21 protein-coding genes are annotated in these 24,578 nt (G+C 67.7%); 12 read left to right on the top strand and 9 right to left on the bottom strand.

Annotated features, from left to right (window positions below; all coding sequences use genetic code 11):
- The first annotated feature begins 110 nt into the window (after positions 1-110).
- The 7 genes from ABYF38_RS02850 (at position 111) to deoC (ending at position 7,533) form a co-directional block, all read left to right on the top strand.
- Positions 111-1,679, top strand: a complete 1,569-nt coding sequence (locus ABYF38_RS02850) for an ABC transporter ATP-binding protein (protein ID WP_371152621.1) — start codon at positions 111-113, stop codon at positions 1,677-1,679.
- Positions 1,676-3,043: an ABC transporter permease gene (locus tag ABYF38_RS02845; protein ID WP_371152620.1), complete on the top strand. Its 1,368-nt coding sequence runs from the start codon at positions 1,676-1,678 to the stop codon at positions 3,041-3,043. Before ABYF38_RS02850 ends, ABYF38_RS02845 begins: the two co-directional genes overlap by 4 nt.
- Positions 3,040-4,323, top strand: coding sequence for an ABC transporter permease (locus tag ABYF38_RS02840; protein WP_371152619.1), 1,284 nt, complete (start codon positions 3,040-3,042; stop codon positions 4,321-4,323). Before ABYF38_RS02845 ends, ABYF38_RS02840 begins: the two co-directional genes overlap by 4 nt.
- Positions 4,320-4,814, top strand: a complete 495-nt coding sequence (locus tag ABYF38_RS02835; RefSeq protein ID WP_371152618.1) for a cytidine deaminase — start codon at positions 4,320-4,322, stop codon at positions 4,812-4,814. The genes ABYF38_RS02840 and ABYF38_RS02835 overlap by 4 nt, the downstream gene beginning before the upstream one ends.
- Positions 4,807-6,216 carry a thymidine phosphorylase gene (locus ABYF38_RS02830; RefSeq protein ID WP_371152617.1) on the top strand — a complete coding sequence of 470 codons (1,410 nt, stop codon included), beginning with the start codon at positions 4,807-4,809 and terminating at the stop codon, positions 6,214-6,216. Before ABYF38_RS02835 ends, ABYF38_RS02830 begins: the two co-directional genes overlap by 8 nt.
- Positions 6,213-6,773: a hypothetical protein gene (locus ABYF38_RS02825; RefSeq protein ID WP_371152616.1), complete on the top strand. Its 561-nt coding sequence runs from the start codon at positions 6,213-6,215 to the stop codon at positions 6,771-6,773. The genes ABYF38_RS02830 and ABYF38_RS02825 overlap by 4 nt, the downstream gene beginning before the upstream one ends.
- A gap of 103 nt (positions 6,774-6,876) precedes the next feature.
- Complete coding sequence (gene deoC, locus ABYF38_RS02820) at positions 6,877-7,533, top strand: deoxyribose-phosphate aldolase (protein ID WP_371152615.1); 657 nt, start codon at positions 6,877-6,879, stop codon at positions 7,531-7,533.
- Between the two features lie 131 nt (positions 7,534-7,664).
- Here the strand turns inward: deoC and ABYF38_RS02815 are convergent, their stop codons facing one another.
- Entirely contained in the window at positions 7,665-9,428 is a 1,764-nt protein-coding gene (locus ABYF38_RS02815) for a phospho-sugar mutase (RefSeq protein ID WP_371152614.1), read from the bottom strand.
- 148 nt (positions 9,429-9,576) lie between these two features.
- Between ABYF38_RS02815 and ABYF38_RS02810 the strand changes: the two genes are divergently transcribed.
- On the top strand, positions 9,577-11,118 hold the full coding sequence (locus ABYF38_RS02810) for an NAD(P)H-quinone dehydrogenase (protein ID WP_371152613.1): 1,542 nt from the start codon (positions 9,577-9,579) through the stop codon (positions 11,116-11,118).
- Between the two features lie 138 nt (positions 11,119-11,256).
- On the opposite strand, the gene ABYF38_RS02805 is transcribed toward ABYF38_RS02810, so the two are convergent.
- The 3 genes from ABYF38_RS02805 to ABYF38_RS02795 form a co-directional block, all read right to left on the bottom strand.
- Positions 11,257-11,790, bottom strand: coding sequence for an Imm61 family immunity protein (locus ABYF38_RS02805; protein ID WP_371152612.1), 534 nt, complete (start codon positions 11,788-11,790; stop codon positions 11,257-11,259).
- Positions 11,784-13,244: a glycohydrolase toxin TNT-related protein gene (locus ABYF38_RS02800; protein ID WP_371152611.1), complete on the bottom strand. Its 1,461-nt coding sequence runs from the start codon at positions 13,242-13,244 to the stop codon at positions 11,784-11,786. The genes ABYF38_RS02805 and ABYF38_RS02800 overlap by 7 nt, the downstream gene beginning before the upstream one ends.
- 242 nt (positions 13,245-13,486) lie before the next feature.
- Positions 13,487-14,248, bottom strand: a complete 762-nt coding sequence (locus ABYF38_RS02795) for a TIGR00730 family Rossman fold protein (protein ID WP_371152610.1) — start codon at positions 14,246-14,248, stop codon at positions 13,487-13,489.
- 135 nt (positions 14,249-14,383) lie between these two features.
- On the opposite strand from ABYF38_RS02795, the gene ABYF38_RS02790 reads away from it, so the two are divergent.
- The gene (locus ABYF38_RS02790) at positions 14,384-14,548 is read left to right on the top strand and encodes a DUF3117 domain-containing protein (RefSeq protein ID WP_371152609.1); all 165 of its coding nucleotides are present in this window, start codon (positions 14,384-14,386) and stop codon (positions 14,546-14,548) included.
- A gap of 64 nt (positions 14,549-14,612) precedes the next feature.
- On the opposite strand, the gene ABYF38_RS02785 is transcribed toward ABYF38_RS02790, so the two are convergent.
- Together ABYF38_RS02785 and ABYF38_RS02780 are read right to left on the bottom strand one after the other, a co-directional pair.
- Positions 14,613-15,239: an O-methyltransferase gene (locus tag ABYF38_RS02785; protein WP_371152608.1), complete on the bottom strand. Its 627-nt coding sequence runs from the start codon at positions 15,237-15,239 to the stop codon at positions 14,613-14,615.
- A gap of 17 nt (positions 15,240-15,256) precedes the next feature.
- Positions 15,257-16,390 (bottom strand): Mrp/NBP35 family ATP-binding protein, encoded by a 1,134-nt coding sequence (locus tag ABYF38_RS02780; protein WP_371152607.1) that lies wholly within the window; start codon positions 16,388-16,390, stop codon positions 15,257-15,259.
- Positions 16,391-17,144: 754 nt separating this feature from the next.
- Between ABYF38_RS02780 and ABYF38_RS02775 the strand changes: the two genes are divergently transcribed.
- Genes ABYF38_RS02775 through ABYF38_RS02765 form a run of 3 tightly spaced genes read left to right on the top strand, consistent with a single transcriptional unit; the run spans position 17,145 to position 21,123 of the window.
- Complete coding sequence (locus ABYF38_RS02775; RefSeq protein WP_371152606.1) at positions 17,145-17,951, top strand: hypothetical protein; 807 nt, start codon at positions 17,145-17,147, stop codon at positions 17,949-17,951.
- Complete coding sequence (locus ABYF38_RS02770; protein ID WP_371152605.1) at positions 17,951-19,210, top strand: peptidoglycan-binding domain-containing protein; 1,260 nt, start codon at positions 17,951-17,953, stop codon at positions 19,208-19,210. The genes ABYF38_RS02775 and ABYF38_RS02770 overlap by 1 nt, the downstream gene beginning before the upstream one ends.
- A complete protein-coding gene (locus ABYF38_RS02765) occupies positions 19,207-21,123 on the top strand; it encodes an ATP-binding cassette domain-containing protein (RefSeq protein WP_371152604.1) in 1,917 nt (638 codons plus the stop codon). The genes ABYF38_RS02770 and ABYF38_RS02765 overlap by 4 nt, the downstream gene beginning before the upstream one ends.
- A 69-nt stretch (positions 21,124-21,192) precedes the next feature.
- Here ABYF38_RS02765 and ABYF38_RS02760 read toward each other — a convergent pair whose 3' ends face one another.
- The 3 genes from ABYF38_RS02760 to ABYF38_RS02750 all read right to left on the bottom strand — a co-directional run bounded on the left by ABYF38_RS02760 (position 21,193) and on the right by ABYF38_RS02750 (position 24,577).
- Positions 21,193-21,930: a hypothetical protein gene (locus tag ABYF38_RS02760; RefSeq protein WP_371152603.1), complete on the bottom strand. Its 738-nt coding sequence runs from the start codon at positions 21,928-21,930 to the stop codon at positions 21,193-21,195.
- 744 nt (positions 21,931-22,674) lie between these two features.
- A complete protein-coding gene (locus tag ABYF38_RS02755; protein ID WP_371152602.1) occupies positions 22,675-23,298 on the bottom strand; it encodes a DUF1003 domain-containing protein in 624 nt (207 codons plus the stop codon).
- Entirely contained in the window at positions 23,291-24,577 is a 1,287-nt protein-coding gene (locus tag ABYF38_RS02750) for a magnesium transporter MgtE N-terminal domain-containing protein (RefSeq protein WP_371152983.1), read from the bottom strand. Before ABYF38_RS02750 ends, ABYF38_RS02755 begins: the two co-directional genes overlap by 8 nt.
- Position 24,578 lies beyond the last annotated feature (1 nt).

Genomic DNA, 24,578 nt, shown 5'->3' with positions numbered 1-24,578 from the left:
CTTCCCCTCACCGAGTTGGCGCAAGAGGGCGCGAGGGGAGAAGCTATAGCGATAAGCTCTTGTGACCGTTGGGCAGGTCACGCCCACGCCCCTAGATCAAAGGAGACCAAGTGGAGCTGGAACTGAAGGGGATCACGAAGGTGTTCGGTTCCCTCGTGGCCAACGACTCCATTGACCTGATTGTGCGGGGAGGCCAGATTCACGCCCTGCTGGGTGAGAACGGAGCCGGGAAGTCCACGCTCATGAACGTGCTGTACGGGCTCTACCAGCCCGACGGCGGCGAGATCAGGATCGACGGCAAGCCGGTGCATTTTTCCGGCCCGGGTGACGCCGTGGCCGCAGGGATCGGCATGGTGCACCAGCACTTCATGCTGGTGCCGGTGTTCACGGTGGCGGAGTCCGTGGCCCTGGGGTACGAGCCCACGAAGCCCGGCGGCGTGCTGGACCTGCCGGCGGCGCGCGCCAAGGTGCGGGAGATCAGCGAACGCTTCGGTTTCGACATCGACCCGGACGCGCTGATCGAGGACCTGCCGGTGGGTGCCCAGCAGCGGGTGGAGATCATCAAGGCCCTGTCCCGGGACGCCTCCGTGCTGATCCTGGACGAGCCGACCGCCGTGCTCACGCCCCAGGAGACCGATGAGCTGATGGCGATCATGCGCCAGCTGCGAGACGCGGGCACCGCGATCGTGTTCATCACCCACAAGCTGCGCGAGGTGCGCGCGGTGGCGGACGAGATCACGGTGATCCGGCGCGGTGCCGTGGTGGGTACGGCCACCCCGACCTCCACGGAGAAGGAGCTGGCCTCCTTGATGGTGGGCCGCGCGGTGAACATGGTGGTGGAGAAGGAACCGGCCCAGGAGGGCCAGGTTGCCCTGCGCATCGAGGACCTGACGATCCTGAACCAGTCCGGCTCGCCGGCCGTGGAGCACGTGGACCTGGAGGTGCGCGCCGGGGAGATCCTGGGCATCGCGGGCGTGCAGGGCAACGGCCAGACCGAGCTGGCCCAGTGCCTGCTGGGCCTGGAGCGCCCGGCCGCCGGCAGGATCGAGCTGGGCGGGAAGAACCTGGCGGCGCTCAAGATTAAGGAGCGGCTGCAGCACGGGGTGGGCTACGTGCCGGAGGACCGCTCCACGGATGGTGCGGTGGCGGAGTTCTCCATCGCGGAGAACCTGATCCTGGACGTGTATGACACGAAGGCGTTCGCCTCCGCCGGCTCGATCTCCCCGACTAAGGTGCGTGCGAACGCGCAGAAGCTGGTCAAGGAGTTCGACGTGCGCTTGAGCGACGTGGACGACCCGATCCGCACCCTGTCCGGCGGTAACGCCCAGAAGGTGGTGCTGGCGCGCGAGCTGTCCCGCCCACTGCAGCTGCTGGTGATCTCCCAGCCCACGCGCGGCCTGGACGTGGGCTCGATCGAGTTCGTGCACAAGCGGATCGTGGCGGAGCGGGACACCGGGACCGCGGTGCTGCTGGTGTCCACCGAATTGGATGAGATCTACGCCCTGGCCGACCGGATCGCGGTGATGTATCGCGGCCGCGTGGTGGGCGTGGTGGGTCCGGACACGCCGCGTGACGTGCTGGGCCTGATGATGGCCGGCGCCTCCCTGGAGGAGGCCCGCGCAGCCGCAGCCGAGGCGGGCGAGGCCGGCGGCCGTTCTAGCGAGGAGGTAAGCGCGTGAGCGAGAAGCACGTGGACGACGCTGCGGTGGGACGAGCACCAGACGCGGCCGAGCGCGGCGAGGCCGTTGAAGAGAGAAAGCCGCAGGCCGGGGCGGCCAGCGGGGCGCAGCCGGCGGCGGGAGCGCAGGCTGCGGCGCAGCCGGATGCGCCGGCGGCCGGGCGCGGCAACGTGGCCAAGCAGGTGGACACCCAGGTGGGGGTGCTGCGCCAGATCATGTCCTCAACCACCCTGGTGACGGTGCTGGCGGTCCTGACCGCCTTCCTGGTCTCCGGCGTGCTGATCGCGGCGGTGGATAAGGACGTGCAGACCACGGCCGGCTACCTCCTGGCCCGCCCCTCAGACTTCTTCGCGGCGGTGTGGGATTCGCTCTCCAGCGCGTACTCGGCGCTGGCACGCGGCGCGCTCTTTGACTGGAACAAGGCGACCTTTGCGCAGGGCATCCGCCCGCTGACGGAGTCCCTGACCAACGCGGTGCCGCTGATCCTGGCCGGCCTGGGCCTGGCGGTGGGCTTCCGCTCCGGCCTGTTCAACATCGGCGCGCAGGGCCAGCTGATCCTGGGTGCCATCTTCGCCACCTGGGTGGCGCTGCACGTGCAGCTGCCCTACGGCCTGCACCTGCTGCTGGCCGCCGCCGCCGCGGTGGTGGGCGGCGCCCTGTGGGCCGCGATCGCGGGCGTGCTGAAGGCGCGCACCGGGGCCAACGAGGTGATCGTGACGATCATGCTCAACTCGATCGCGGGCTTCCTGGTGCTCTACCTGCTGAAGTTTGAGACGTTCATCGGGGCGGGTAACACCAACCCGAAGTCGCTGCCGGTGCCGGCCACGGCGCAGTACCCGCTGCTGGCGGGGTCCAGCTACCGCATCCACGTGGGCTTCCTGGTGGCCATCGTGGCAGCGATCTTCGTCTGGTGGCTGCTGGAGCGCTCCACGTGGGGCTTTGAGTTCCGCGCCACCGGTCTGAACCCGCACGCCGCCCGCACGGCGGGCATCTCGGTGGAGCGCGTCACGGTGCTGGCGATGCTGGTCTCCGGCGGCCTGGCCGGCCTGGCGGGCACCGCCCCGGTGTTGGCGACCGAGAAGGTGCTCACCAACGGCGTGGCCGGCAGCTTCGGTTTCGACGCGATCACGGTGGCGCTGCTGGGCCGCTCCCGCCCCCTGGGCACGGTGCTGGCGGGCCTGCTGTTCGGCGCGCTGCGCGCCGGCGGCGTGCTGATGCAGACCTCCACGCGCATCCCCATCGACATCGTGCTGGTGGTGCAGTCCGTGATCGTGCTGCTGATCGCCGCCCCGCCGTTGGTGCGGGCGATCTTTAGGCTGCCGGCCCCGGTGGCTTCCCGTCGTCGCAAGGAGGTGGCCGCGTGAGCCAGGTAAGCAAGGCAAAGGCGACCGGCGCGGAGACGGCGGCGCTGGAGGTGCTGCGCCCCGCGCAGTGGCGCAACCCCATTCTTTACGGCGTGCTGGCCCTGGTGGTCGGCTACCTGTGCCTGGGGGTGAGCGGGCAGACCAGCTTCAACCTGGCAGAGCCCACGGACTTCCTGAAGCTGCCCGTTTTGCGGGTGCCGGCCTTCGCCACGATGTTGACCCTGTTCGTGGTGGCGGCGGCGGGCGCCGCGGCGGCGTTCTACTTCGAGTCCAAGCGCCTGCGCACCCCGCTGCTGGTCCCCGTGCTGGTGGGGCTGGCCTTCGTGTTGGGCTTCCTGACCTGGGTGGGGGCGGGCAAGAGCGCGCTCATCCCGATGGTGGGTGTGCTGGCGGGCTCGCTGTCCCTGGCCGTCCCGCTCATCTTCGGTTCCATGAGCGGCATCCTGTGCGAGCGCTCCGGCACGATCAACATTGCGATTGAGGGCCAGCTGCTTACGGGCGCGTTCCTGGCGGCCGTGGTCTCCTCCGCCTCCAAGACCCCGTGGGCCGGCCTGCTGGCGGCCCCGCTGGGTGGCCTGCTGCTGGCCCTGCTGCTGGCGCTGTTCGCGATCAAGTACCGGGTGGACCAGATCATCGTGGGCGTGGTGCTCAACGTGCTGGCCGCCGGCCTGACGGGATTCCTGTTCTCCACGGTGCTCTCTGCGGACCGCGCGTTCTGGAACAGCCCGCAGCCGCTGCAGCGCGTGGCGATCCCGGTGCTGCACAAGATCCCGGTGATCGGACCGGTCCTGTTCAACCAGACTGTGCTGGTCTACATCATGTTCGTGATCATCGCGGCGCTGCAGTTCATGCTGTTCCGCTCCCGCTGGGGCCTGCGCATGCGGGCCTGCGGCGAGCACCCGAAGGCGGCGGACACGGTGGGCATCAAGGTCAACCGGACGCGTTTCAACAACGTGCTGCTGGGTGGCGCCCTGGCGGGCCTGGGCGGCGCTTTCTTCACGATCGGCTCCGGTCTGGCCTTCACCAAGGACATTTCCGCAGGCAACGGCTTCATCGCCCTGGCCGCGATGATCCTGGGCAAGTGGAACCCGCGCGGCGCCGTGGCGGCCGCGCTGCTGTTCGGCTTCTCCAAGTCCGTGGCCTACATGCTCTCCACGATCGGCGCCGGGGTGCCCAGCGAGATCCTGCTGATGGTGCCCTACGTGATCACGATCCTGGCGGTGGCCGGCTTCGTCGGCAAGGTGCGCGCACCGGCGGCGGAGGGCGTGGCCTACCCGTGATCGACTTCGACACCCTGCTGGAGCACGCCCGCGCCGCGATGGCCACGGCCTACGCCCCCTACTCCCGGTTCAAGGTGGGAGCGGCGGCGCTGGTGGACGACGGCCGGATCGTGACCGGCTGCAACGTGGAAAACGCGGCGCTGGGCGTGACCCTGTGCGCCGAGTGCGGGATGGTCAGCGAGCTGATCCGGGGCGGCGGGGGCAAGCTGGTGCGCTTTGCCTGCGTGGGCCCGGACGGTCAGCCGGTCACGCCGTGCGGGCGCTGCCGCCAGCTGCTGTTCGAGCACGCCGCCCCCGGCCTGGAGCTGCTCACCCCGCGCGGGGTGGAGCGGATGGAGGACGTGCTGCCTGGCGCGTTTGGGCCGGCCCAGCTGGAGGCCGAGTCGCTTCGCCTGGCGCAGCTGGAGGAGCGCGTGCGCGGCCTAGAGGAACGCGCGGCGGCCGGCCAGCGGGACGAATCGGTAGGGCAGGAGGAAGAAGGAAATGACTGAAGCATTTGACGCGGTGGACGTGATCGCCCGCAAGCGCGACGGGGGACGGCTCAGCGACGCACAGATCGCGTGGGTGATCGACGCCTACACGCGCGGGGTGGTGGCCGACGAGCAGATGGCCGCCCTGGCGATGGCGATCTACCTGCGCGGCATGGAGAAGGAGGAGATCGCGCGCTGGACGCAGGCGATGATCGACTCCGGTGAGCGCATGGACTTCTCCGGCCTGGGCAAGCCCACGGCGGACAAGCACTCCACCGGCGGCGTGGGGGACAAGATCACGCTGCCGCTGGCGCCGCTGGTGGCCGTCTTCGGGGTGGCGGTGCCGCAGCTGAGCGGGCGCGGCCTGGGCCACACCGGTGGCACCCTGGACAAGCTGGAGTCGATCCCCGGCTGGCGTGCCGCCCTCAGCAACGAGGAAATCTTTGACCTCCTGGGCCAGGACGGCCCGGGGGCCGTGATCTGCGCCGCCGGCAGCGGCCTGGCGCCGGCCGACCGCAAGCTCTACGCGCTGCGAGACATCACCGGCACGGTCAGCTGCATCCCGCTGATCGCCTCCTCCATCATGTCCAAGAAGATCGCGGAGGGCACCGGCTCCCTGGTGTTGGACGTCAAGGTGGGCAGCGGCGCCTTCATGAAGGAACTGGACAAGGCCCGCGAGCTGGCGCGCGTCATGGTGGAGCTGGGCAACGGCGCGGGCGTGAAGACCACGGCCCTGCTCACCGACATGTCCACCCCCCTGGGCTACACGGTCGGCAACGCGCTGGAGGTGCGCGAGTCCGTGGAGGTGCTGGCCGGTGGCGGCCCGGCCGACGTGGTGGAGCTGACCGTGGCCCTGGCCCGCGAGATGTGCGACGCTGCCGGCCTGCCCGACGCCGACGTGGAGGCCGCCCTAAAGGACGGCCGGGCCATGGACAAGTGGCGCCAGATGATCGCCGCCCAGGGCGGCGACGTGGACGCCCCCCTGCCGGTGGCCAAGCACCAAGAGGTGGTCTACGCCCCCGCCAGCGGAGTGCTCACCCAGCTCGACGCGCTGGCCGTGGGCGTGTCCGCGTGGCGCCTGGGCGCCGGGCGGGCCCGCAAGGAGGACGCCGTCCAGGCCGGGGCGGGCATCGAGCTGCACGCCAAGCAAGGCCAGTACGTCCAGGCCGGGCAGCCGCTGCTCACCCTGCACACCGACACCCCCGAGCGCTTGGAGCGCGCCCTGGCCGCCCTGGAGGGCGGCTGGCGCGTGGAGGAGACCGCCCCCACATGCGGCGCCGGGGCGGCTGCGGCAGCCGGCGCGGCCGGTGCGGCCGGGGTCGAAGCGGGCGTGGTTGGGCACGCAGCCGCCACGGCAGGCGGCCGCGCCGCCGAGACCACTGGCGGACACGCCTCGGTGATCCTGGAGAAGATCACCGCGTGAAGCTGCTTCGCTCCGGGCTGATGCGGCAGGTGGATCAAACCACCTGCGGCTCCGCCGTCCTCGTGGCGCTGCGCGCCGCCGGGGAGGGCAGGCTGGACCAGGCCCTGGCCCAGCCCAACGAGCTAGAACAGCTCGGCATGCACGCCGCCACCAGCTATCGCGGACTCGGGCCCCTCACCTGGCCCCAGCGCTTCGGGACACCCCCGTGGGCCGCGGCGCGCGAAGCGCGCTTCCCCGGGGCGCGCTACGTGGTGCGGTGGTTGACGCCGGTGGTGAGCGCGCCCCGGGCGGCCAGCGTGCTGGCCGCGGCCCACCACGCCACCCAGCTGGGTTTCCCGGTGCCGCTGTACTGCGGGGGAGCCCCGGGGTTGAGCGTTGAGGGGCTGCCGCGTCACGTGGTGTTGGCGCTCCCGGGTGGGGGCGGGCAGTGGCGTATCTACGACCCGGCGGTGGGGAGCGTGTTCGAGTTGGGGGAGCGGGAGCTGTTGACCAGCCCGGGTGAGAGCCTGGGGGGTTGGAGCCACCTGTGGGCGGCGCTGCTGCCGGTCCCGGTGTAGATGGCGCCGCTCCCGGTGCCGGTGGGGCCAGGTGGTTGGCCTGTCCGGTGGAGAGCGGCAGAGGTAGGAAAGTCATCCCCTGTGGGGGAGGTAAAGGAGAAAGATGAACCGCGCAGAGGTTGCTGAGCTGATCGACCACACCCTGCTCAAGCCGGAGGCGAGCGTCCAGGCGGTGGACGCCCTGGTGGCGGAGGCCCGCGAGCTGGGCTGCTACTCGGTGTGCGTGAGCCCGAACAAGCTGCCCTTGGACCGGCAGGCGTTGGGGGCGGTGAAGGTGGCGACGGTGTGTGGCTTCCCGTCGGGCGCCCACGACTCGCGGGTGAAGGCGCTGGAGGCGCAGCTTGCGTGCGAGGCGGGCGTGGACGAGGTGGACATGGTTATTGACGTCTCGCGCGCCGTGGCGGGCGACTACGACTACGTGCGCCAGGACATCGCGGCGGTGCGGGCGGCGTGCCCGGCACCGGTGGTGTTGAAGGTGATCATCGAGTCTGCGGCCCTGAGCGATGAGGCGATTGTGGAGTGCTGCAAGGCGGCGGAGGCTGCCGGCGCGGACTTCGTGAAGACTTCCACGGGCTTCCACCCGGCCGGCGGAGCGTCGGTGCACGCGGTGGAGCTGATGGCCGCCACGGTGGGGGGCCGCCTGGGGGTGAAGGCTTCCGGTGGTATCCGCACGGCCGAGGCGGCGCAGGCGATGATCGCTGCGGGCGCCACCCGGCTGGGGTTGAGCGCGTCTGCGGCGATCCTGGCGGAGCTGGACTGACCCGGACGCTGGGCGCGGGCGGCCACTGACCGGGCCGCCCGCGCACCTGAGGGGCGGCAGGTGAACCTGCCGCCCCTCAGTCAACCGGCGCCTAGAGTCCCAGCCGGGTGCCAAGGACGCCCGGCGCCGAGTCAGATGCCCAGCACCGCGCGCATCTCTTCCTTCAACCGCGCCAGGCGGGCCGCCGCGGCCTCCTTGGCCGGGGCCAGGGAGTCCTGGCCGTCCACGTCCTGGATCACCTCCAGGTAGCACTTCAGCTTGGGCTCGGTGCCGGAGGGGCGCACGATCACGCGGTCGTCGGCTGCGGTGAGTAGCACCATGCCGTTGGTGGGCGGCAGGTCGAAGCGCGCCCACCCGTCGGCCAGGTCAACCACCTCGACCACGGGGGAGCCGGCCAGCTGGGCCGGCGGGTTGGCGCGCAGGTTGGCCATGCCGGTGCGGATCAGGGCCAGGTCATCGACGCGGATGGAGAGGGGAGCGGTGGCGTGCAGGCCGTGGCGCAGCGCCAGTCCGTCTAGCAGCGCGCGCAGGTCGCTGCCGGCGGCCTTCTGGGAGGCGGCGAGCGCGGCCAGGCTGACGCAGGCGGACACGCCGTCCTTGTCGCGCACCTGGGCGGGGTCCACGCAGTAGCCCAGCGCCTCCTCGTAGCCAAAAGCCAGCCCGGGCACGCGGGAGATCCACTTGAAACCGGTCAGGGTGGTGGCGTGGCCCAGCCCGTGGGACGCGGCGATCTTGCCCAGCAGGCGGGAGCTGACCACGGAGCAGGCCAGCACGCTGCGCTCGGGCGCGGCGCCCACCTCGCCACCGGCGGCCGTGGCCTTGGCGACGTCGCCGGCCCCCAGGGACCGGGCGGCGCTGACCAGGCGGGCGGTCTGCTCACCCAACAGGCAACCTACCTCGTCGCCGGTGAGCTGCTCCCAGCCGCCGCCGGGCAGCGGCACGGCAGCGCTGCAGCGGTCCGCGTCCGGGTCGTTGGCCAGGATCAGGTCTGCCCCCACGCGCTCGGCCAGTGCGAACGCCAGGTCCAGGGCGCCCGGCTCCTCCGGGTTCGGGAAGGCGACGGTCGGGAAGTCGGGGTCCGGCTGGGCCTGCTCGGCCACCTCGTGCACGTCCGTGAAACCGGCCGCCGCCAGGGCCTGGCGGGCGGTCCACGAGCCCACCCCGTGCATGGAGGTCAGCACGATCCTCAGGTTGCCGGCCTGAGAGGGGCCCACCTTGGTGGTGGGAAGTGCGGCCACGCGGCTCAGGTAGCGCGCCACTACAGCGTCGTCCACCTCCTGCCAACCGGACTGCGCACGCGGCACGTCCACCGCAGCGGGGGCGGCCTCGATCTGCGCCGCGATCAGGGCGTCGTAGGGGGGCACGATCTGGGCGCCCTGCCCGGCGTCGGTGACGGCGCGCCCACCCAGGTAGACCTTGTAGCCGTTGTCCTGAGGCGGGTTGTGGGAGGCGGTGACCATCACGCCGGCGTCCGCGTCCAGGGCGGCGGTGGCGAACGCCAACACGGGGGTGGGCAGTACGCGCGGCATCAGCCAGGCCCGCCCGCCGGCCGCAGTGACCACCGCGGCGGTGTCGCGGGCGAAATCGCTGGAGCCGTGGCGGGCGTCGTACCCGATCACCACCACGGGCTCCTCACCCACCGCCTCGCGCAGGTAGGCCATCAGACCGGCGGCGGCGCGAATGACCACGGCCCGGTTCATGCGGTTGGGCCCGCCCCCGATCGCCCCGCGCAGGCCGGCCGTGCCGAACTGCAAGGTGCCGTCGAAGCGGCTGGCCAGGTCGGAAAGCGCGGCGGCGTCCCCGCCCTCTGCGGCGCTCAACAGTTCGGTGAGCTCCGCCTGCGTGGCGGGATCGACGTCCGCAGCGATCCAGTCCTTAACAACCTGAAAGTCCATCACTACCCCTCTTTTTGAAGCTCTGGCGATTCTAGGGCCGACGCGCCGCGTGGCGGGCAGGATCGGGCGCGCCCCGCTCCACCCTCTAGGGTGCCCTCTTTCGTTCAAACGCGCATCGCCGAGCGCGCCCTGGCGGCACAATGCGTGCATGAGCAACGTCGCCCCCGCCCCGGATTCTCCCCGCCCCTCCTCCACCCGACGTGGCTCGCGCGTCGTGATCGTGGGCGGTGGGCCCGGCGGCTACGAGGCCGCTTTGACCGCCGCCCGCCTGGGGGCCAGCGTCACCCTGATCGAGGAACGCGGCCTGGGAGGCGCGGCAGTCTTGACCGACGTGGTTCCCTCCAAGACCCTCATCGCCACCGCCGAGTGGCTCACCATCGCAGAACGCGCCGCCCACCTGGGCCTGCGGTTTGCGCACGCCGCTACTCCCGCCGCGCCCGGGATGGACGACGTTGCCGCGCGCGCCGCCGCGCCCAACGAGGCCGGCAAAGCGCAGGCCGGGTCGGCCCAACCGGTGGCGAATGTGGACCTGCGCGCGCTGAATGAGCGGGTGCGGGCGCTGGCGCTGGAGCAGTCTGCGGACATCGAGGCTACGCTGCAGCGAGCCGGGGTGCGGGTGCTGCACGGGCGCGGCGCGCTGCTGCCAGCGACGGGGGAGGGCGGGCTGCGCACGGTGCGCGCCACCCTGCCCGACGGCGGCTACCTGGACTGCGAGGCCGAGTTCGTGCTGCTGGCCGTGGGGGCCAGGCCCCGCGAGCTGCCCGCCGGGCGGCCCGACGGCAAGCGCATCCTGACCTGGGCGCAGCTCTACAACCTGGAGGAGATGCCCGAGCACCTGGTGGTGATCGGTTCCGGCGTGACCGGCGTGGAACTGGCCAGCGCCTACCAACTACTGGGGGCCCGCGTGACGCTGGTGAGCTCCCGGCCCGGCGTGCTGCCGGGGCAGGAACCGGAGGCCGCCGCGCTGATCGAGCAGGAGCTGCGCGAGCGCGGGATGCAGGTGGTCACCTCCGCCCGGGCGGTGGCGGTGGAACTGACCGAGGACGGGGAGGGCGTGGCCGTGCGGCTCGAGGATGGGCGGGTGCTGCCCGGCTCCCACTGCCTGGTGGCCGTGGGAGCCGTACCCAACACCTCCCGGCTGGGCCTGGAGAACGCCGGGGTGGAGCTGAGCCCGTCCGGGCACATCCAGGTGGATCGGGTATCGCGCACCACCGCCTTTCGCGTCTACGCCGCCGGGGACTGCACCGGGGTGCTGCCCTTGGCGTCGGTGGCGGCCATGCAGGGGCGCATCGCCATGTGGCACGCGCTGGGTGACGCGGTCGCCCCGCTGGACACCGGGGACGTTGCCGCCACCGTGTTCACCGCCCCGGAGATCGCCACCGTGGGCGTGCAGCCCCAGCAGGTCCACGAACAGGGGCTGGACTGCTTCATCTCCCGGCTGCCGCTGCCGCGCAATCCGCGTGCCAAGATGCTCGGCATCCAGACCGGCTTCCTGAAGCTGGTCATCTCTCGCCGCGATGGCCTGGTTGTGGGCGGGGTGATCGTGGGGCCGCGCGCCAGCGAACTGATCCTGCCCGTGGCACTCGCGGTAAAGCAGCACCTGACGGCCGCCGACTTGGCGGGCATGATCAACGTCTACCCGTCCCTGTCCGGCTCGATAGTGGAGGCCGCCCGCGTGGTGGAGGACTGATTTGGCAGTTGGGGCCCTGCCGGATTACCTGACCCATCGTGTATTAGAAATGCTGTGTTGCCAGTAAGTGTTCGCGTAGCTGGGATGAGATCTTCTCGCCTGTAATGAGCCGGTGGTCGTGCGCTTGAAATTGTGCGCTTAATAGTAGTGTGAGTCGCGGGCCAGGAATTCGTTGAAGAGCGGGCGGCCGTAGCGGTCCAGATAAGAGCTTATGACGTCTTCTATGGATTCGTTGACAATGTATGAGAAGGCGTTCAAATCGCCGAGGCTGACGGATGTTCTAATCTTGGCGGGAACGATTTCGCCATCTGGTGATATGAGCGACGAGTAATCGGCGTCGATTTGGCGGTAGTCGTATCCAGTTTTCCTGTTTCGTCTCATGTTGATTGAGTCGAATGGGGAGAGGTTGTGCCTAAATCTATGCCGTGCCCCTATGAGTGAAACTAGGTACTTTTCTGCTAGGTCCAGATTAGGTGTGAATAGTGTGTAGTCGGGGTCGCTACTTCTTTCAATCGTGCCGACCTGGTACTCGCCTTCATGCAATGTTATGCGCGTGGAGACGCCGAACCTGTGGGAAATTCCGTATCCGCTCTCATATTCCACAATGGTGGTGTCTGGAGTGAGTGATTGCAAAAAACGGAGGAAGGTGTTAGTCAGTGCGAATGTCACCATACTGTGCTCCTTGATTTGTCTAGGAGTTCTGCGAAGGATACCTCTCTTCCTTTCGAGATGAACTGAATCTGTAGGGCGCCGCCAGGTTGGCCGAAGCCTGGTGTGGCGACTGAAACTTCGATAGTCCAATCCTTGGGGGCCTCTACGAGGCGTATCTGATTGTATTCGTATTCCAGATGGTAGCGCGGTACGGCGCGCGCCTCAAAGCTAAATACTCTTCCCTTCTCTACTGGGGAAAACCATTTGCCGGTACCTCCTCCGATCCGGTCGATCGTGTCTCCGTAGCGTCTGATGTACTCGTCTACGTTGAATGAGCGCTTGCTGCCTTCTATGAAGCATGGGTTTGGCCAGGCAACATCGTTCAAGTCGGGGCCCGTTCTATAGAGTAGTTCCCACTCTTGCGAGTTCTTGATCCGTCTGCCGAACCGGCGTCCGTAGGGGGATTTTGATGCTAGGAGGTCTCGGCCCTTGGTTCCTGGTTGGAGGGTCTTGCCTTTGACGTAGAGGTTCTTCCTGTTGGCGGCGATGCGTAAGCGCTGCCCGAACTTCAGCAATGCGTCGCGCGCACCGGGTGGGATGGTGCTTTTGGCGAAGGTTAAGAACGCGCCCTTCAGTCCACCAGCAGTTTTGAGTGCCCCACCAAAGTTCTTCAGGGCCTTGAGTGAGGAGACTGCGCCGCGTAGTCCGCCTAGACCGATGCAGCCTAGGGCGGCGAAGCCCACGGAGAGGAGGGCTTCGCCCCAGCTCTTCTCACCGCCGATGGCTAGGCCGATGTTCGCTACGGCTTCTACGATGCCCGCGATTGCGGCGATGACTGCTAGTGCTGGGCCTAGTACGGGGATCCAGCACAGGGCCATGGCCAGGATCCCAGCGAACTGGGCGATTGCCTGAGCTAGGTCTGCGATCCAGCCCAGGATCTTGGCGCCGTAGTCCTCCCACCGGCCATCATTGAGCCCATCGGTGGTGGTTGCCCGCTGGATGGCGTCAATAGCTGTCTGGGCGGCTTGGTCACGCTCCTGGACGGCGTTTTGGGCCACCTGGACTTGGTTATCAATCCGCTCCTGTGCGGCCGCCGCCTCCTGTCCAGCACTATTAGCTAGCCGCGTGTAACGCACCTGCTGGTCATGCCCATAGCCGCTGTCGTCGTCGGTATTCGCGTAGTCGTCGGCCAGGTCTTGGTAGTAGTGCTGGTTGTCGCGGGCCTCATCGCGTTCCCACGTGGCCTGCCTGGCCGCATACAAAGCATTCAGCGTGTCGGTCTGTACCCGGTCCAGCGCCGCCGAATACGTCTCCAGTGCGTCCCCGGCCGCGCGATAACGCCCCTCTGCTCTACCAATCCCGTCCACCAGGGTGTCACGCTGCTCCAGCAGCGCCGTGACACTCTCAGCCCGCGAACTCGCCCCCGCCTCCAGCGCCCGCAGGCTGTCGGCGCAACGCTTGATCGCATCAGCCACACCCCGATACCGGGTAGCGCCATCACGCACCACCACCGGATCCCCCGAAGTCGGATCACCACCCAACCCCAGAGCACTCCAATCAGAGGGACGTGTACCCAACGAGAACCTCCAGTGGCTGACGTGCAGCCTCCCCGGTCGGCATATTCCGTCTAGAGGCCTTCGGCGAATCTATCGCAATGTGCGGGTGGGGGCCATGTGCACTGGTCACGCTGGGGATTGTGAGTGCCTGAGAGACCCCGCTAGGCGTTCGCGTCCCCGTTTGCCAGGTCGTGCACGCGGGAGACCACGAAGTCCACCGCCTCCTCGGGGGTGTCCACCAGTCGGATCAGGTCCAGGTCTGAGGCGGAGATGGTGCCGCGCCCCACCATCGTCTCCCGGATCCAGTCCAGCAGGCCGCCCCAGTAGCTGGAGTCGATCAACGCCAGGGGGAAGGAGCGCACCTTGTGGGTCTGCACCAGGGTGAGCGCCTCGAAGAGCTCGTCCAGGGTGCCAAACCCGCCCGGCAGGCACACGAAGCCCTGGGCGTATTTCACGAACATGGTCTTGCGGGCAAAGAAGTAGCGGAAGTTGATGCCCAGGTTGACGTAGTCGTTCAGACCCTGCTCGAAGGGAAGTTCGATTCCCAGGCCCACGGAGGTGCCACCGGCCTGGGCGGCGCCCTTGTTGCCGGCCTCCATGACGCCCGGCCCGCCGCCGGTAATCACCGCAAAGCCGCGCTCCACCAGCAGGGCGGCGGTTCGCTCGCCCATCTGATACTCGGGCGTGCCCGGGCCGGTGCGGGCCGAACCGAAGATGGAGATCGCCGGGCCCAGCTCCGCCAGCGCCCCGAAGCCTTCCACGAACTCGGCCTGGATCCGCATCACCCGCCACGGGTCCTTGTGGAGCCAATCGGTGTCGTCCGCAGAGGCAAGGAGGCGAGCATCCGTGGTCTCACTGGGAATGTGCGGGCCGCGCAGCAGCGTTGGGCCCTTGTGGTAGGTGGTCTTCTTGGACAACATCATGGTGCTACCTCCCTGTTCGGGGCCATCCTACGGGCGTTATCCGCAACGGGCCGCTGGTAAGCGGCGCTTTGGGGAATCACCAACTAGAATGGCTACAGCGTTTATTCAGCGCCGTAGCAAACGCAAGGAGAACCCATGGCAGCGATGAAGCCGCGCACCGGTGATGGTCCGCTTGAGGTAACCAAGGAAGGACGCAGCATCGTCATGCGTGTTCCGCTGGAAGGCGGAGGCCGCCTGGTGGTAGAGCTCTCCGCTGACGAGGCCAAGGAGCTGGCCACCTGCCTGCAGGGCGTCAACTGAGCTTCACCAAGAGACTGGGAGGGGCGGCCGCCGGCCGCCCCTCCCAGTCTTTTCGCCCGTGCAGCTAGCGCCGCACGGCCGCCAACAGGCCGTCGCCCACCGGCAGCAGGGTGGTCAGGAAGTCCTGGTCGTCCCGCAGGTGGCGCCCCAGCTCGCGGGCGGCCACGGTGGTCGCGTCGCGGCGCGCCGGGTCGGCCACCGCATCCCCGGCAAGGGCGTGCACAAAACACACCAGGCCGCCGGGGCGCAGCAGGCGCCTGGCGTGCTCCAGGTGCTCGGCGTGGTCACCCACGGAGGCGTCGATCACCACCGCGTCGTAGGCACGCGAGGCCATGCGCGGCAGCACGTCCAGCGGCTGCCCGCAGATCAGGCGCAGTCGCGTGGCCGGGTAGCCGGCGGTGGCCAGGACCTTCTTGGCGGCCTTGTGGAACTCCGCCTCCGGGTCGATGGAGGTGAGCACACCGTCGGCGGGCATGCCCGCCAGCAGCCACAGGGAACCCACGCCCGTGCCGGTGCCGATTTCTAGCACCGCCTTGGCGCCCCCGGCAGCCACCAGCAGGCGCAGGGCCGCGCCGGTGCCGGGGGAGATGGTCGGGGCGCCCAGCTCGTGGGCGCTCACGCGGCCCGCAGCGATCGCCTCGTCCTCCGTGACGAATTCTTCCGTGTAGGTCCACGACTGGGACTTATCCACTTTCGGCTGCCTTTCTACTAACGCAGCGGGGTAACGCCAAGCGGGCGGCCGGACAGTCCCCGCGCCCGCTTGCCCAGCGTTGCGGCCACGTCTCGCAGGGCGGCGGCGGCAGCGTCGTCGGCGTCCTGACCGGCCAGGGGGTCACCCAGGTCACCGGAGCGGCGCAAATCAACGGACAAAGGAATCTGCGCCAGCAGCGGCACTTCGTAGCCAAGCTGCTCGCTCAGGTGCTCGGAGACGGCCTGGCCGCCGCCGGCCCCGAAGATCTCCAGGCGCGTGCCGTCCTCCTGCTCCAGGTAGCTCATGTTCTCCACCACGCCCACCACGCGCTGGCGGGTCTGGGCGGCGATGGAGCCGGCGCGCTCGGCCACCTCGGCGGCCGCGAGCTGCGGGGTGGTCACCACCAGGATCTCCGCGTTGGGCAGGTACTGGGCGATAGAGATGGCCACGTCGCCGGTCCCCGGGGGCAGGTCCAGCAGCAGCACGTCCAGGTCACCCCAGTGCACGTCGCCCAGGAACTGCCCGATCGCGCGGTGCAGCATGGGGCCGCGCCACACCACCGGCTGGCCGTCCGGCACGAACATACCGATCGAGATGACCTTCACGTCCTTCGCCACCGGCGGGATGATCGCGGTGTCAACCTTGGTGGGCGGGTGGCCCACGCCCAGCATGCGCGGGATGGAAAACCCGTAGATGTCAGCGTCCACCACGCCCACCTTCAATCCCTGCTTGGCCATCGCGGCCGCCAGGTTGGAGGTGACGGTGGACTTGCCCACCCCGCCCTTGCCGGAGGTGACCGCGTAGATGCGCGTCAGGTTGCCCGGCTTGGTGAACGGGATCTCCGGCTCTGGTGCTCCGCCGGTCAGTTTGGAGCGCAGTTCGCTTTTCTGTTCGTCGTTCATGACGCCCATGCGCACGTCGACGGCCTCGATGCCCTCCACCGCGCCGACCGCAGCGGCGACGTCCTTGCTGATCTTGTCCCGCAACGGGCAGCCGGCGGTGGTCAGCAGGATGTGGACAGTCGCGATGCCCGCGCCGTCCACCTCCACGTTGTCCACCATGCCCAGTTCCGTGATTGGCCTGCGGATCTCGGGGTCGATGACCGTGGCCAGGGCGGCGTGGATTGCCTCCAGGAGGGCGTTTTCACTCATGGACAGCGATTTTACCCGGGCGGGTGGCCGACGTCGCCGCCAGCCGCCCGGCGCAAATCCCGCCCGCGCGAGCAGTGGCGCCACTGGGGCGGGGTGCGCGCGAGCAGTGGTGCCATCGGGGGCGCGCGAGCAGTGGCCCTGCCGGGGCGGGTTGTGAGGGAATAGCGCGCCGGACTCCAGCGACGTGCGTCGGTGCCGGACTCCAGTGACGCGCGCAGGTGCCGGGCTCAGGTGCGCGCACAGGACCCACGATGGGCTAAACCGGTCGACCTAGACCTTGTGCATTCGACCTAGACCTTAGAGCACTACGCATGGTCTAGGTCGAATGCACAAGGTCTAGGCCGTTCAAAACTGAAACACTGCGGGGCGCGGGCGCGCCGGTGGGGGCGGGTGGTTGCCTGGGCGGGGTTTAGTGGCTAAGCTGGCGCTAATGCAGCTAATGCGTTAGCAAAGGGCCGGCGGTTCACGCCCCTCCAAGTTGCCAGTTTCTGGTCCTTTCACGCCTGAGTAGTTTTGGTGGTGAAACGTGACTAAACGGCACGTGCGTTTTGTTTACGGTGCAGTCGGGGCCTGCCTGGCCCTGGCGGCCTGCGCTCCGATTGGTGGGCAGGATGAGTCCGGGCAGGCGCCGCCCGCACCGGTAGTGACACCGACGTCTGCACCATCAGTCATAGTCGCTTCGGCTCAGGCGGCTGAGGCTAACAGTGGTGGTACTGGTGCTGGTGGAGGAAGCGGGGGTGCTGTCGCAGGGGATGTGCAAAAGGACATCTCCACCCGGGCGCTGCCGTTAGACCGCTGGCTCTACCCGAGTAACCACGCAATGTCCCTGGAGATCTGGGAACGCATGGTGGTCAAGTGCATGTGGAGTAACGGAATCACAGAGCGAAAAGTGAATCGTGATTCCTCTGCGCCTTTCCCAGAAGATGCACCTACAGGCAAGCTGGCCGATCGGCTCTTCAACGTGAGAATCGCCCAGAAGTACGGTTATCGCCCCGCCCCCAATCCACAGAATCCCTGGACCGAGGAACAGCAGCGGGCAGGGGATGGCTTTGCAGGCAATTCCTCACTTCGGGATGAGTGGAAAAAGTGCATGGAACCAGCTAGCGAAGAATTTCTAGCCCGATATGGGGAATCACAGCTTGATGTCTCAAACCGGCTTTCCGGGATAGCTGACCTAAACCGTGTCGGGGTGAATCGGGACAGTATGCAGGCTGTGGCTGCGGCGCAGCGCTGGCGTGAGTGCATGGCGCCGCTGGGTATTCCTGATCTGCCCGAGCAGCCATTCGATAAAACTAGATACCACATTCCGGAAACGCTTCAGCAGCGCTTTGATTGGTATGCCGGTGGCCAGCCTGGTGCGGAGGAGATCGAGTACGCGGTGCACGATGCGCAGTGCCGTGTATCTTCTGGCTGGGACCAAACCCTTTATGAGGACGAGTGGGCCCAGCAGGAAGCGTTTGTCAACGCCCACCGCGCTGAACTGGACGCGGCAGCTCAGCAATCAGAACAGGATGCCATTAAGCTGCGTGCCTTGTTGGCAGAGGTGCAGGCAGAGAAGTAGTGAGGAGCAGTTTGAAGCGCTGGGTTTTGCCCCTGGGGGCGGTAGCGGTGGCGGTGTTGCTGGTGGTGGCCACGTGGATGCTGGCTACCCGCTTTCAATCGCCTGCGCAACGAGAGGCCAACGCGCAGGCCCCACTGGCCCAACCAGTCGTGGTGCCGGTCGCCAAGGGGGACTTGAAGGAACAGCTCACTGCACGCGCGGAGGTCACGGGAGCGGCCCAAAAGAAGCTCACCATCCCCATTCCCGCTGGCGCGGCTGTCATTACCGCTCAGGGAACGGGCGCTGGCCAGCAACTTCAAGCCGGTTCCGTTGTCACCTGGGTAAACGACCGTCCACTCATCGCGCTTCCGGGGGCTTTCCCGTTCTACCGCGACATGGCGGAGGGGGATGAGGGTGAGGACGTCCGCCAGCTGCAGCGCGCCTTGCAGGCCTTGGGCTACGACATCAGCGCGGAGGGAGAGTTTGGCCCCTACACCGCTGCCTGCGTGAAGGACATGTACCAGCAGCGCGGATCTGCCGCCGTGACCCGACCGGTGGCAGAGGCTCCCGCGCCCGCCCCTCAACCGGGCGTGGGAAATCCACCGTCAGGAGGGGAGAAGGCCAGTACCCATCCCGAGGGCGGGCAGGGGGAAACCACAGCTCCCCAAGTGGCTGCCCCGCCTGCGCCTGCGAGCACGAAGACGGAAGTGGTGGTGCGTGCCAGCGAACTGTTGGTGCTGCCGGAGCTACCACTCCAGGTCAGCGAGGCAATCGCCACCGGAACAACCTTGACTGCGGAGAACGCCTTCTTCATCGTCGGTGGTAGCGACGTTCATCTCAAGGTACAAATGCCTGCCGGCCAGGCCGCTCGCTTGAAAGTGGGAATGACGGGAAGCGCCGCAGTTGGCGAGCAGCAGCTGGCGGTGAAGATTGCTTCGATAAAGGAACAGGAGGCGGACGAGCAGTCCGCCGAGCAGGGGCCACCCGGTTCCAGCAACACCGTAGTGGAACTCGCCCCGCTCTCCGGGGCCGTGCCGGCAGAGTGGGCGCAGGGAGACCCGCCTCTGGTCACCATCGACTTCTTCGAGCCGCTTAAAGGCGCCCTGCTGGTGCCGCAACGCGCCATCGCGGTAGACGTGGCCGGGGGAACCTGGGTGCTCAAGCAGGTCCAGGGCGCCTTTGAGCAGACTGCCATTAGGGAGATCAGGTGCGTGGCGGGCCTGTGCGCGGTCGAGGGCGGCATCGCCCCCGGTGACAAGGTGCGGGTGGACTTCGAGTGACCCACCTAGAACTGCGCGGAGTCGGCCGCACATTTGCGGGCGAAGCCCCCGTGGTTGCGCTTGCCGATGTGGATTTGGTGATCGAGCAGGGTGACTACGTGGCCATAGAGGGCCCCTCGGGCTCCGGCAAGTCCACCCTACTCAACCAGATCGCTTTGCTGGACGTGCCCACGCAAGGCACCTATTTGGTGGACGACGTTGCCACCACAACCCTGCCTGATCACGTGCGCGCCCGGTTGCGCAGCCGGAACTTCGGCTTCATCTTCCAGTCTTTTCACCTGTTGCCCGGGCGAAGCGTACTGGCCAATGTTGCCCTTGGGAGCCTGTATCGCGGTATAGGCGCCAAGGAGCGGGAGTCGGCAGCGTTAGAGGCACTGGAGTTCGTTGGGCTATCCCACAAGAGCGCTCAGCGCGTAGACACCCTCTCCGGTGGTGAGCGTCAGCGCGTGGCGATCGCGCGCGCCATCGTTTCCGGGGCACCCGTGCTGGTTGCTGACGAGCCCACCGGAAACCTGGACCGCAAGAGCGGCCAGGTGGTGATCGAGACACTGGAGAGGCTAAACGCCACCGGGACCACGCTGATCGTGGTCACCCATGACCCGGCTTTGGCCGCCCGCGCCAAGCGGAGGGTACACGTCCTCGACGGACACGTCTCCGAGCAGCCCGCGTCTGCGCACGCGCTTGCGCCCGGTTCACCGCCAGTTGGTGAGGCAGCACAGACCGCCCCCGCGAGCGGGAAAGACTCGCAGGTTCGTCTGCTAGACGCGCTCATGGACGCCTGGCAGGGGTTGTGGTCCAAGGCCTCACGCACGTGGGGGTTGGTGGCGGCCGTGGCAATGGGAGTTGCGCTGGCCATCACCACAAACGGGCTCGCCCTGAGCGCCCGCTACCAGGTCTCGGATATATTCGACGCTGCCCAGAACAAGCGTGTGTCGATGCAGGCGGGACCATTCGACTACGAAGGCGCTCACTTTGACTGGGCGGGATCTGTGGATTCTTTGCACCGGCTGCGGGAACTGGCTGGAGTCACCTCCGCCATGACGTGGGTGGCGCGGGGAGGAGTAAGCGCCTCCACGCGGCCCGGTGTTCCTTCTCAGGCTGAACCCCCGTTGGTGGGTGTCACGGATGGGTCGCTGCCTGGTGACATCGTGACGGTGAGGGGTTTGAAACCGGGGCAGCAGCTTGGCCCCGGCGAGGTGGTGGTGGGTGCCAACCTGGCCAAGAGCATCCAGATGGGCCCGCTCCAGGCCTCGCCCGCACTCTGGGTAGACGGGACAGCCTGGCGAGTCGTGGGTGTCCTAGAGGACGCGGGATTGAACGTGCAGTTGCTTGAATCGGTGCTGATGCTGGAGTCTGAAGCTGCGACCATCGAAAAAGCCGATTCCGCTAACGCGGAGTTGCGGGTGCAGCCCGGCTCTGCCGCCTCGGTGGGCAGACAGGCTCCCGCAGCGTGGATTCCCACCGCCAAGAACGGCATAGCGGTGATGGTTCCCCCCGATCCGCGTAGCCTGCGCGGGGAGATCGAATCGAACCTCTCGGTAATGCTCTGGACCCTGACCGGGGTTGCGCTGCTAGCCGCAGTGCTTTCCCTTACCAACGCGATGACCAATGCCGTCTTCCAACGGATCGGGGAGTTCGGGTTACGCCGGGCTATCGGTGCGCGCCGCAGTCACATCCGTGCCCTGGTCATGGCCGAGTCCGTAGTGATCGGTGTGCTGGGCGGGGCAATCGGAGCCTACGTCTCCATCGTGGCGATCCTGGGAGTAACAATTGCACGCGGCTGGCAGCCGGTGCTGGACCCCAACTCGGTTGGTTTGGGTGTGCTGGGCGGGATCGTGGTGGGCTTCCTGGGGGGATTGCTGGCCACCTTCCGAGCATCGCGTATCCAGCCATCGGATGCCCTGCGGGCTTGACGTCCTCGATGCGCCCGCCTGCGCGGGCATCACGAGCCAGGCGACACCCAAACCACGTCCGGGGAGCGGCTACTTTTCCGCCTGGACCTCTGCCAGTAAGACGCGCAGCTTAATGGCATCCTGTTCCGATTGTTGAGCTGCCGCGTCCAGCTCGGCGCGGTGGGCGTTGACAAACGCTTCCTGCTTAGCCCACTCGTCCTCATAAAGGGTCTGGTCCCAGCCAGAAGAGACACGGCACTGCGCATCGTGCACCGCAAACTCAATCTCCTCCGCACCAGGCTGACCACCCGGATACCAATCAAAGCGCTGCTGAAGCGTCTCCGGAATGTGGTATCTAGTTTTAGCGAATGGCTGCTCGGGCAGATCAGGAATGCCCAGCGGCGCCATGCACTCACGCCACCGCTGCGCCGCAGCCACAGCCTCAGGACTATTCTCATCCGGCCCCATCCGATTCAGCTCTCCCCAGGCGGGAAAGTTATTTGAGGTATCGAATGGAGGCCCGCCAAATCGCTTTTCGAACTCCTGGTTGGCAGTTGGCATGCACTGATCCCACGCTTTGCGAACCTCCGGCTGGCCCACCAGGCCATCCCCGGCCCGGAGCTGCTCCTCCGTCCACGGATTTTGCGGGTCAGGGGCAGGACGATAACCATACTTCCTAGCAATGGATTCATTAAAAAGGCGATCTGCATAGATTCCACCAGGAGTATCCTCAGCGAAAGGAGCAGACGAGTTCCAGCGCGCAACATATGAAACGCCCCGAGCGTTAATGCACTTGGTCAGCATGCGCTCCCAGATTTCAGCGGCCATCACCTCATTGTGAGGGTACCGCCAGCGGTCTAACGGCAACGCCCAGGTAGAGATGTCCTTTTGCACATCCCCTGCGGCAGCACCCCCGCTTCCTCCACCAGCACCAGTACCACCACTGCTAGCCTCAGCCGCTTCACCCGAAGCGACCATGACTGATGGCGCAGACGTCGGTGTCACTACCGGCGCGGGCGGCGCCTGCCCGGACTCCTCCTTAGCACCAATCGGAGCGCAGGCCGCCAGGGCCAGGCAGGCCCCGACTGCACCGTAAACAAAACGCACCTGCCGTTTAGTCACGTTTCACCACCAAAACTACTCAGGCGTGAAAGGACCAGAAACTGGCAACTTGGAGGGGCGAAAACCGCCGGCCCTTTGCTAACGCATTAGCTGCATTAGCGCCAGCTTAGCCACTAAACCCCGCCCAGGCGACAACCCGCCCCCTCCGGCGCGTCCGCGCCGGTGCGGGCACAGGACCCACGATGGGCTGAACCGGTCGACCTAGACCTTATGCACTCGACCTAGACCTTAGAGCGCTACGCATGGTCTAGGTCGAGTGCATAAGGTCTAGGCCGTTCAAAACTGAAACACTGCGGGGTGCGGACGCGCCGGTTACCGACTCCAACGCCGCGCCCCCGCTCCGCTCAGGCGTGCGCGCCACCCGTCTCCGCTCAGGCGTGCACACCCGGCCCCGCTCCGCTCAGGCGTGCGCGCCACCCGTCTCCGCTCAGGCGTGCGCAGGTGCCTGGCTCAGGCGTTCACGCCTCCCGACGCCGCACCGCCCGCCGCCTCGGACTCTCCCGCTTGCCCTGCCGGCTCACCCTGCCCGGTCGGCTGGGCTAGACGGGCGCGCTCGGCCTCCAGGGCGGCCTCCGCCTTCTCCCGGGCCCGCTCCTCGGCGCGTGTTTCGATGATGTCCTCCAGCAGGTCGCGCAGCTCGCCGCGTACAAAGTCGCGGGTAGCCACGTCCTGCATGGCCATGCGCAGGGAGGCAATCTCCCGGGTCAGGTACTCGGTATCCGCCTGAGTGCGCTCGGCGCGCTGGCGGTCCTGCTCCGCGATCACGCGGTCGCGGTTGTCCTGGCGGTACTGGGCCAACAGGATCAGGGGAGCGGAGTAGGAGGCCTGCATGGACAGCATCAGCGTCAGGGCGGTGAAGCCCAGGTCCGCGCTGTCAAACCGCAGGTGCTGGGGCGCCCACGTGTTCCACGCCATCCAGGACAAGCAAAACACCGTCAGGTAGATCAGGAACTTCGGGGTACCGCTGAACTTGGCGATCGCCTCAGCACCGCGCCCGATCCCCTCGCTCTCCAGATCGATTCGGGGCAGGCGCAGCTTGCGGCGCGGCTTGGGGGTATCGAGTCGCTCAGCCATTCTCAGCCTGCCTCGTCATCGCCTCGTCGGTCTGCTCCTCGTCGGCCTCGCGCCAGTCGTCGGGCAGCAGGTGGTCCAAAACGTCGTCCACGGAGACCGCGCCAAGCAGGCGCTGGTCCCCGTCCACCACCGGCAGCGCGGTGAGGTTGTAGGTGGCCATCAGACGCGTCACGGTGCCGATGGCAACGTCGGGCGCCACCGCGTCGATGTCCGTATCCAGAATCGAGCCGAGCGCCAAGTGTGGTGCCTCGCGCAGCGCGCGCTGCAGGTGCACCACGCCCAGGAAACGGCCGGTGGGCGTCTCCAGCGGTGGGCGCACCACCATCACCATCGCCGCCAACGCCGGCGGGATGTCCTGGCGCCGCACGGAGGCCAGCATGTGTGCCACCGTGGACTCCGGCGGCAGGATCACCGGCTCGGTGGTCATCAAACCACCGGCCGTGTGCTCGCCGTACTCCAGCAGGCGGCGCACGTCCTCCGCCTCGGCCGGCTCCATCAGCTCCAGCAGCTCCTCGGCCATCTGGTCGGGCAGCTCGCCCACCAGGTCGGCGGCGTCGTCGGGCTGCATCACGTCCAGCACGTCGGCGGCGCGGGAGGCCTTCAGGTGGGTCAGGATGGCCACGCCCTCCTCGTCGCCCAGCTCCTCCAGGACGTCGGCCAGTCGCTCGTCGCTCAGCTGCGTGGCCACCTCCAAGCGGCGGGCCTCGGGCAGTTCGCGCAGCTCGTCGGCCAGGTCGGCCGCCTTCATGCCCTCGAATTGGCTCAGCAGCGCGGCGGCGGACTGCGGATGGGCAGACTGCGTGGTCAGCCCAGTCACTGCGGTCACCGGAACGGTCAGCGTCTCGCCGCGCCGAAAGCCCAGGGTGGAGGTGGAGGTGCGCTGCACGTAGAGCGTGGTGACCTCCCAGTCGCGGCCGCGCACCTTCTCTATCGCCAAGTCCTGGATCTCCGCGGTGCCGGAGCCGTCCTTCAGCGTCACCGTGCGGTCCATCAGCTGCCCCATCGCCAGGACCTCGATGGAGCGCTGGGAGAAGCGGCGCATGTTGAGCAGCCCGGTGGTCACCACGGCGCCCGGCTGGATCGCCGTGATGCGCGTGAAGGGCAGGAAAACGCGGCGCTTGCCGGTCACCTCGATGACCATGCCGACCGCGCGCAGCGTGGTGGCGCGTTGCAGCAGCACCAGGTCGTGAACACGCCCCACGGGATCGCCAATAGGGTCGAATACCGTGGTGCCGATGAGACGGGCAATGAAAACCCGCCCGCTGACCTTGGAAGCCATA

This window comes from Buchananella sp. 14KM1171, from assembly GCF_041380365.1.
Classification (GTDB): domain Bacteria; phylum Actinomycetota; class Actinomycetes; order Actinomycetales; family Actinomycetaceae; genus Buchananella; species Buchananella felis.
The sequence above is the reverse complement of the archived record's forward strand: the minus strand, read 5'-3'. Positions and strand labels throughout refer to the sequence as shown.

Coding starts and splice junctions, on each gene's coding strand:
- ABYF38_RS02755 (WP_371152602.1), bottom strand. CDS start 23,298: ATGGCTGAGCGACTCGATACCCCCAAGCCGCGCCGCAAGCTGCGCCTG.
- ABYF38_RS02810 (WP_371152613.1), top strand. CDS start 9,577: ATGAGCAACGTCGCCCCCGCCCCGGATTCTCCCCGCCCCTCCTCCACC.
- ABYF38_RS02830 (WP_371152617.1), top strand. CDS start 4,807: ATGACTGAAGCATTTGACGCGGTGGACGTGATCGCCCGCAAGCGCGAC.
- ABYF38_RS02780 (WP_371152607.1), bottom strand. CDS start 16,390: ATGAGTGAAAACGCCCTCCTGGAGGCAATCCACGCCGCCCTGGCCACG.
- ABYF38_RS02795 (WP_371152610.1), bottom strand. CDS start 14,248: ATGATGTTGTCCAAGAAGACCACCTACCACAAGGGCCCAACGCTGCTG.
- ABYF38_RS02790 (WP_371152609.1), top strand. CDS start 14,384: ATGGCAGCGATGAAGCCGCGCACCGGTGATGGTCCGCTTGAGGTAACC.
- ABYF38_RS02760 (WP_371152603.1), bottom strand. CDS start 21,930: ATGGCCGCTGAAATCTGGGAGCGCATGCTGACCAAGTGCATTAACGCT.
- ABYF38_RS02805 (WP_371152612.1), bottom strand. CDS start 11,790: ATGGTGACATTCGCACTGACTAACACCTTCCTCCGTTTTTTGCAATCA.
- ABYF38_RS02815 (WP_371152614.1), bottom strand. CDS start 9,428: ATGGACTTTCAGGTTGTTAAGGACTGGATCGCTGCGGACGTCGATCCC.
- deoC (WP_371152615.1), top strand. CDS start 6,877: ATGAACCGCGCAGAGGTTGCTGAGCTGATCGACCACACCCTGCTCAAG.
- ABYF38_RS02750 (WP_371152983.1), bottom strand. CDS start 24,577: ATGGCTTCCAAGGTCAGCGGGCGGGTTTTCATTGCCCGTCTCATCGGC.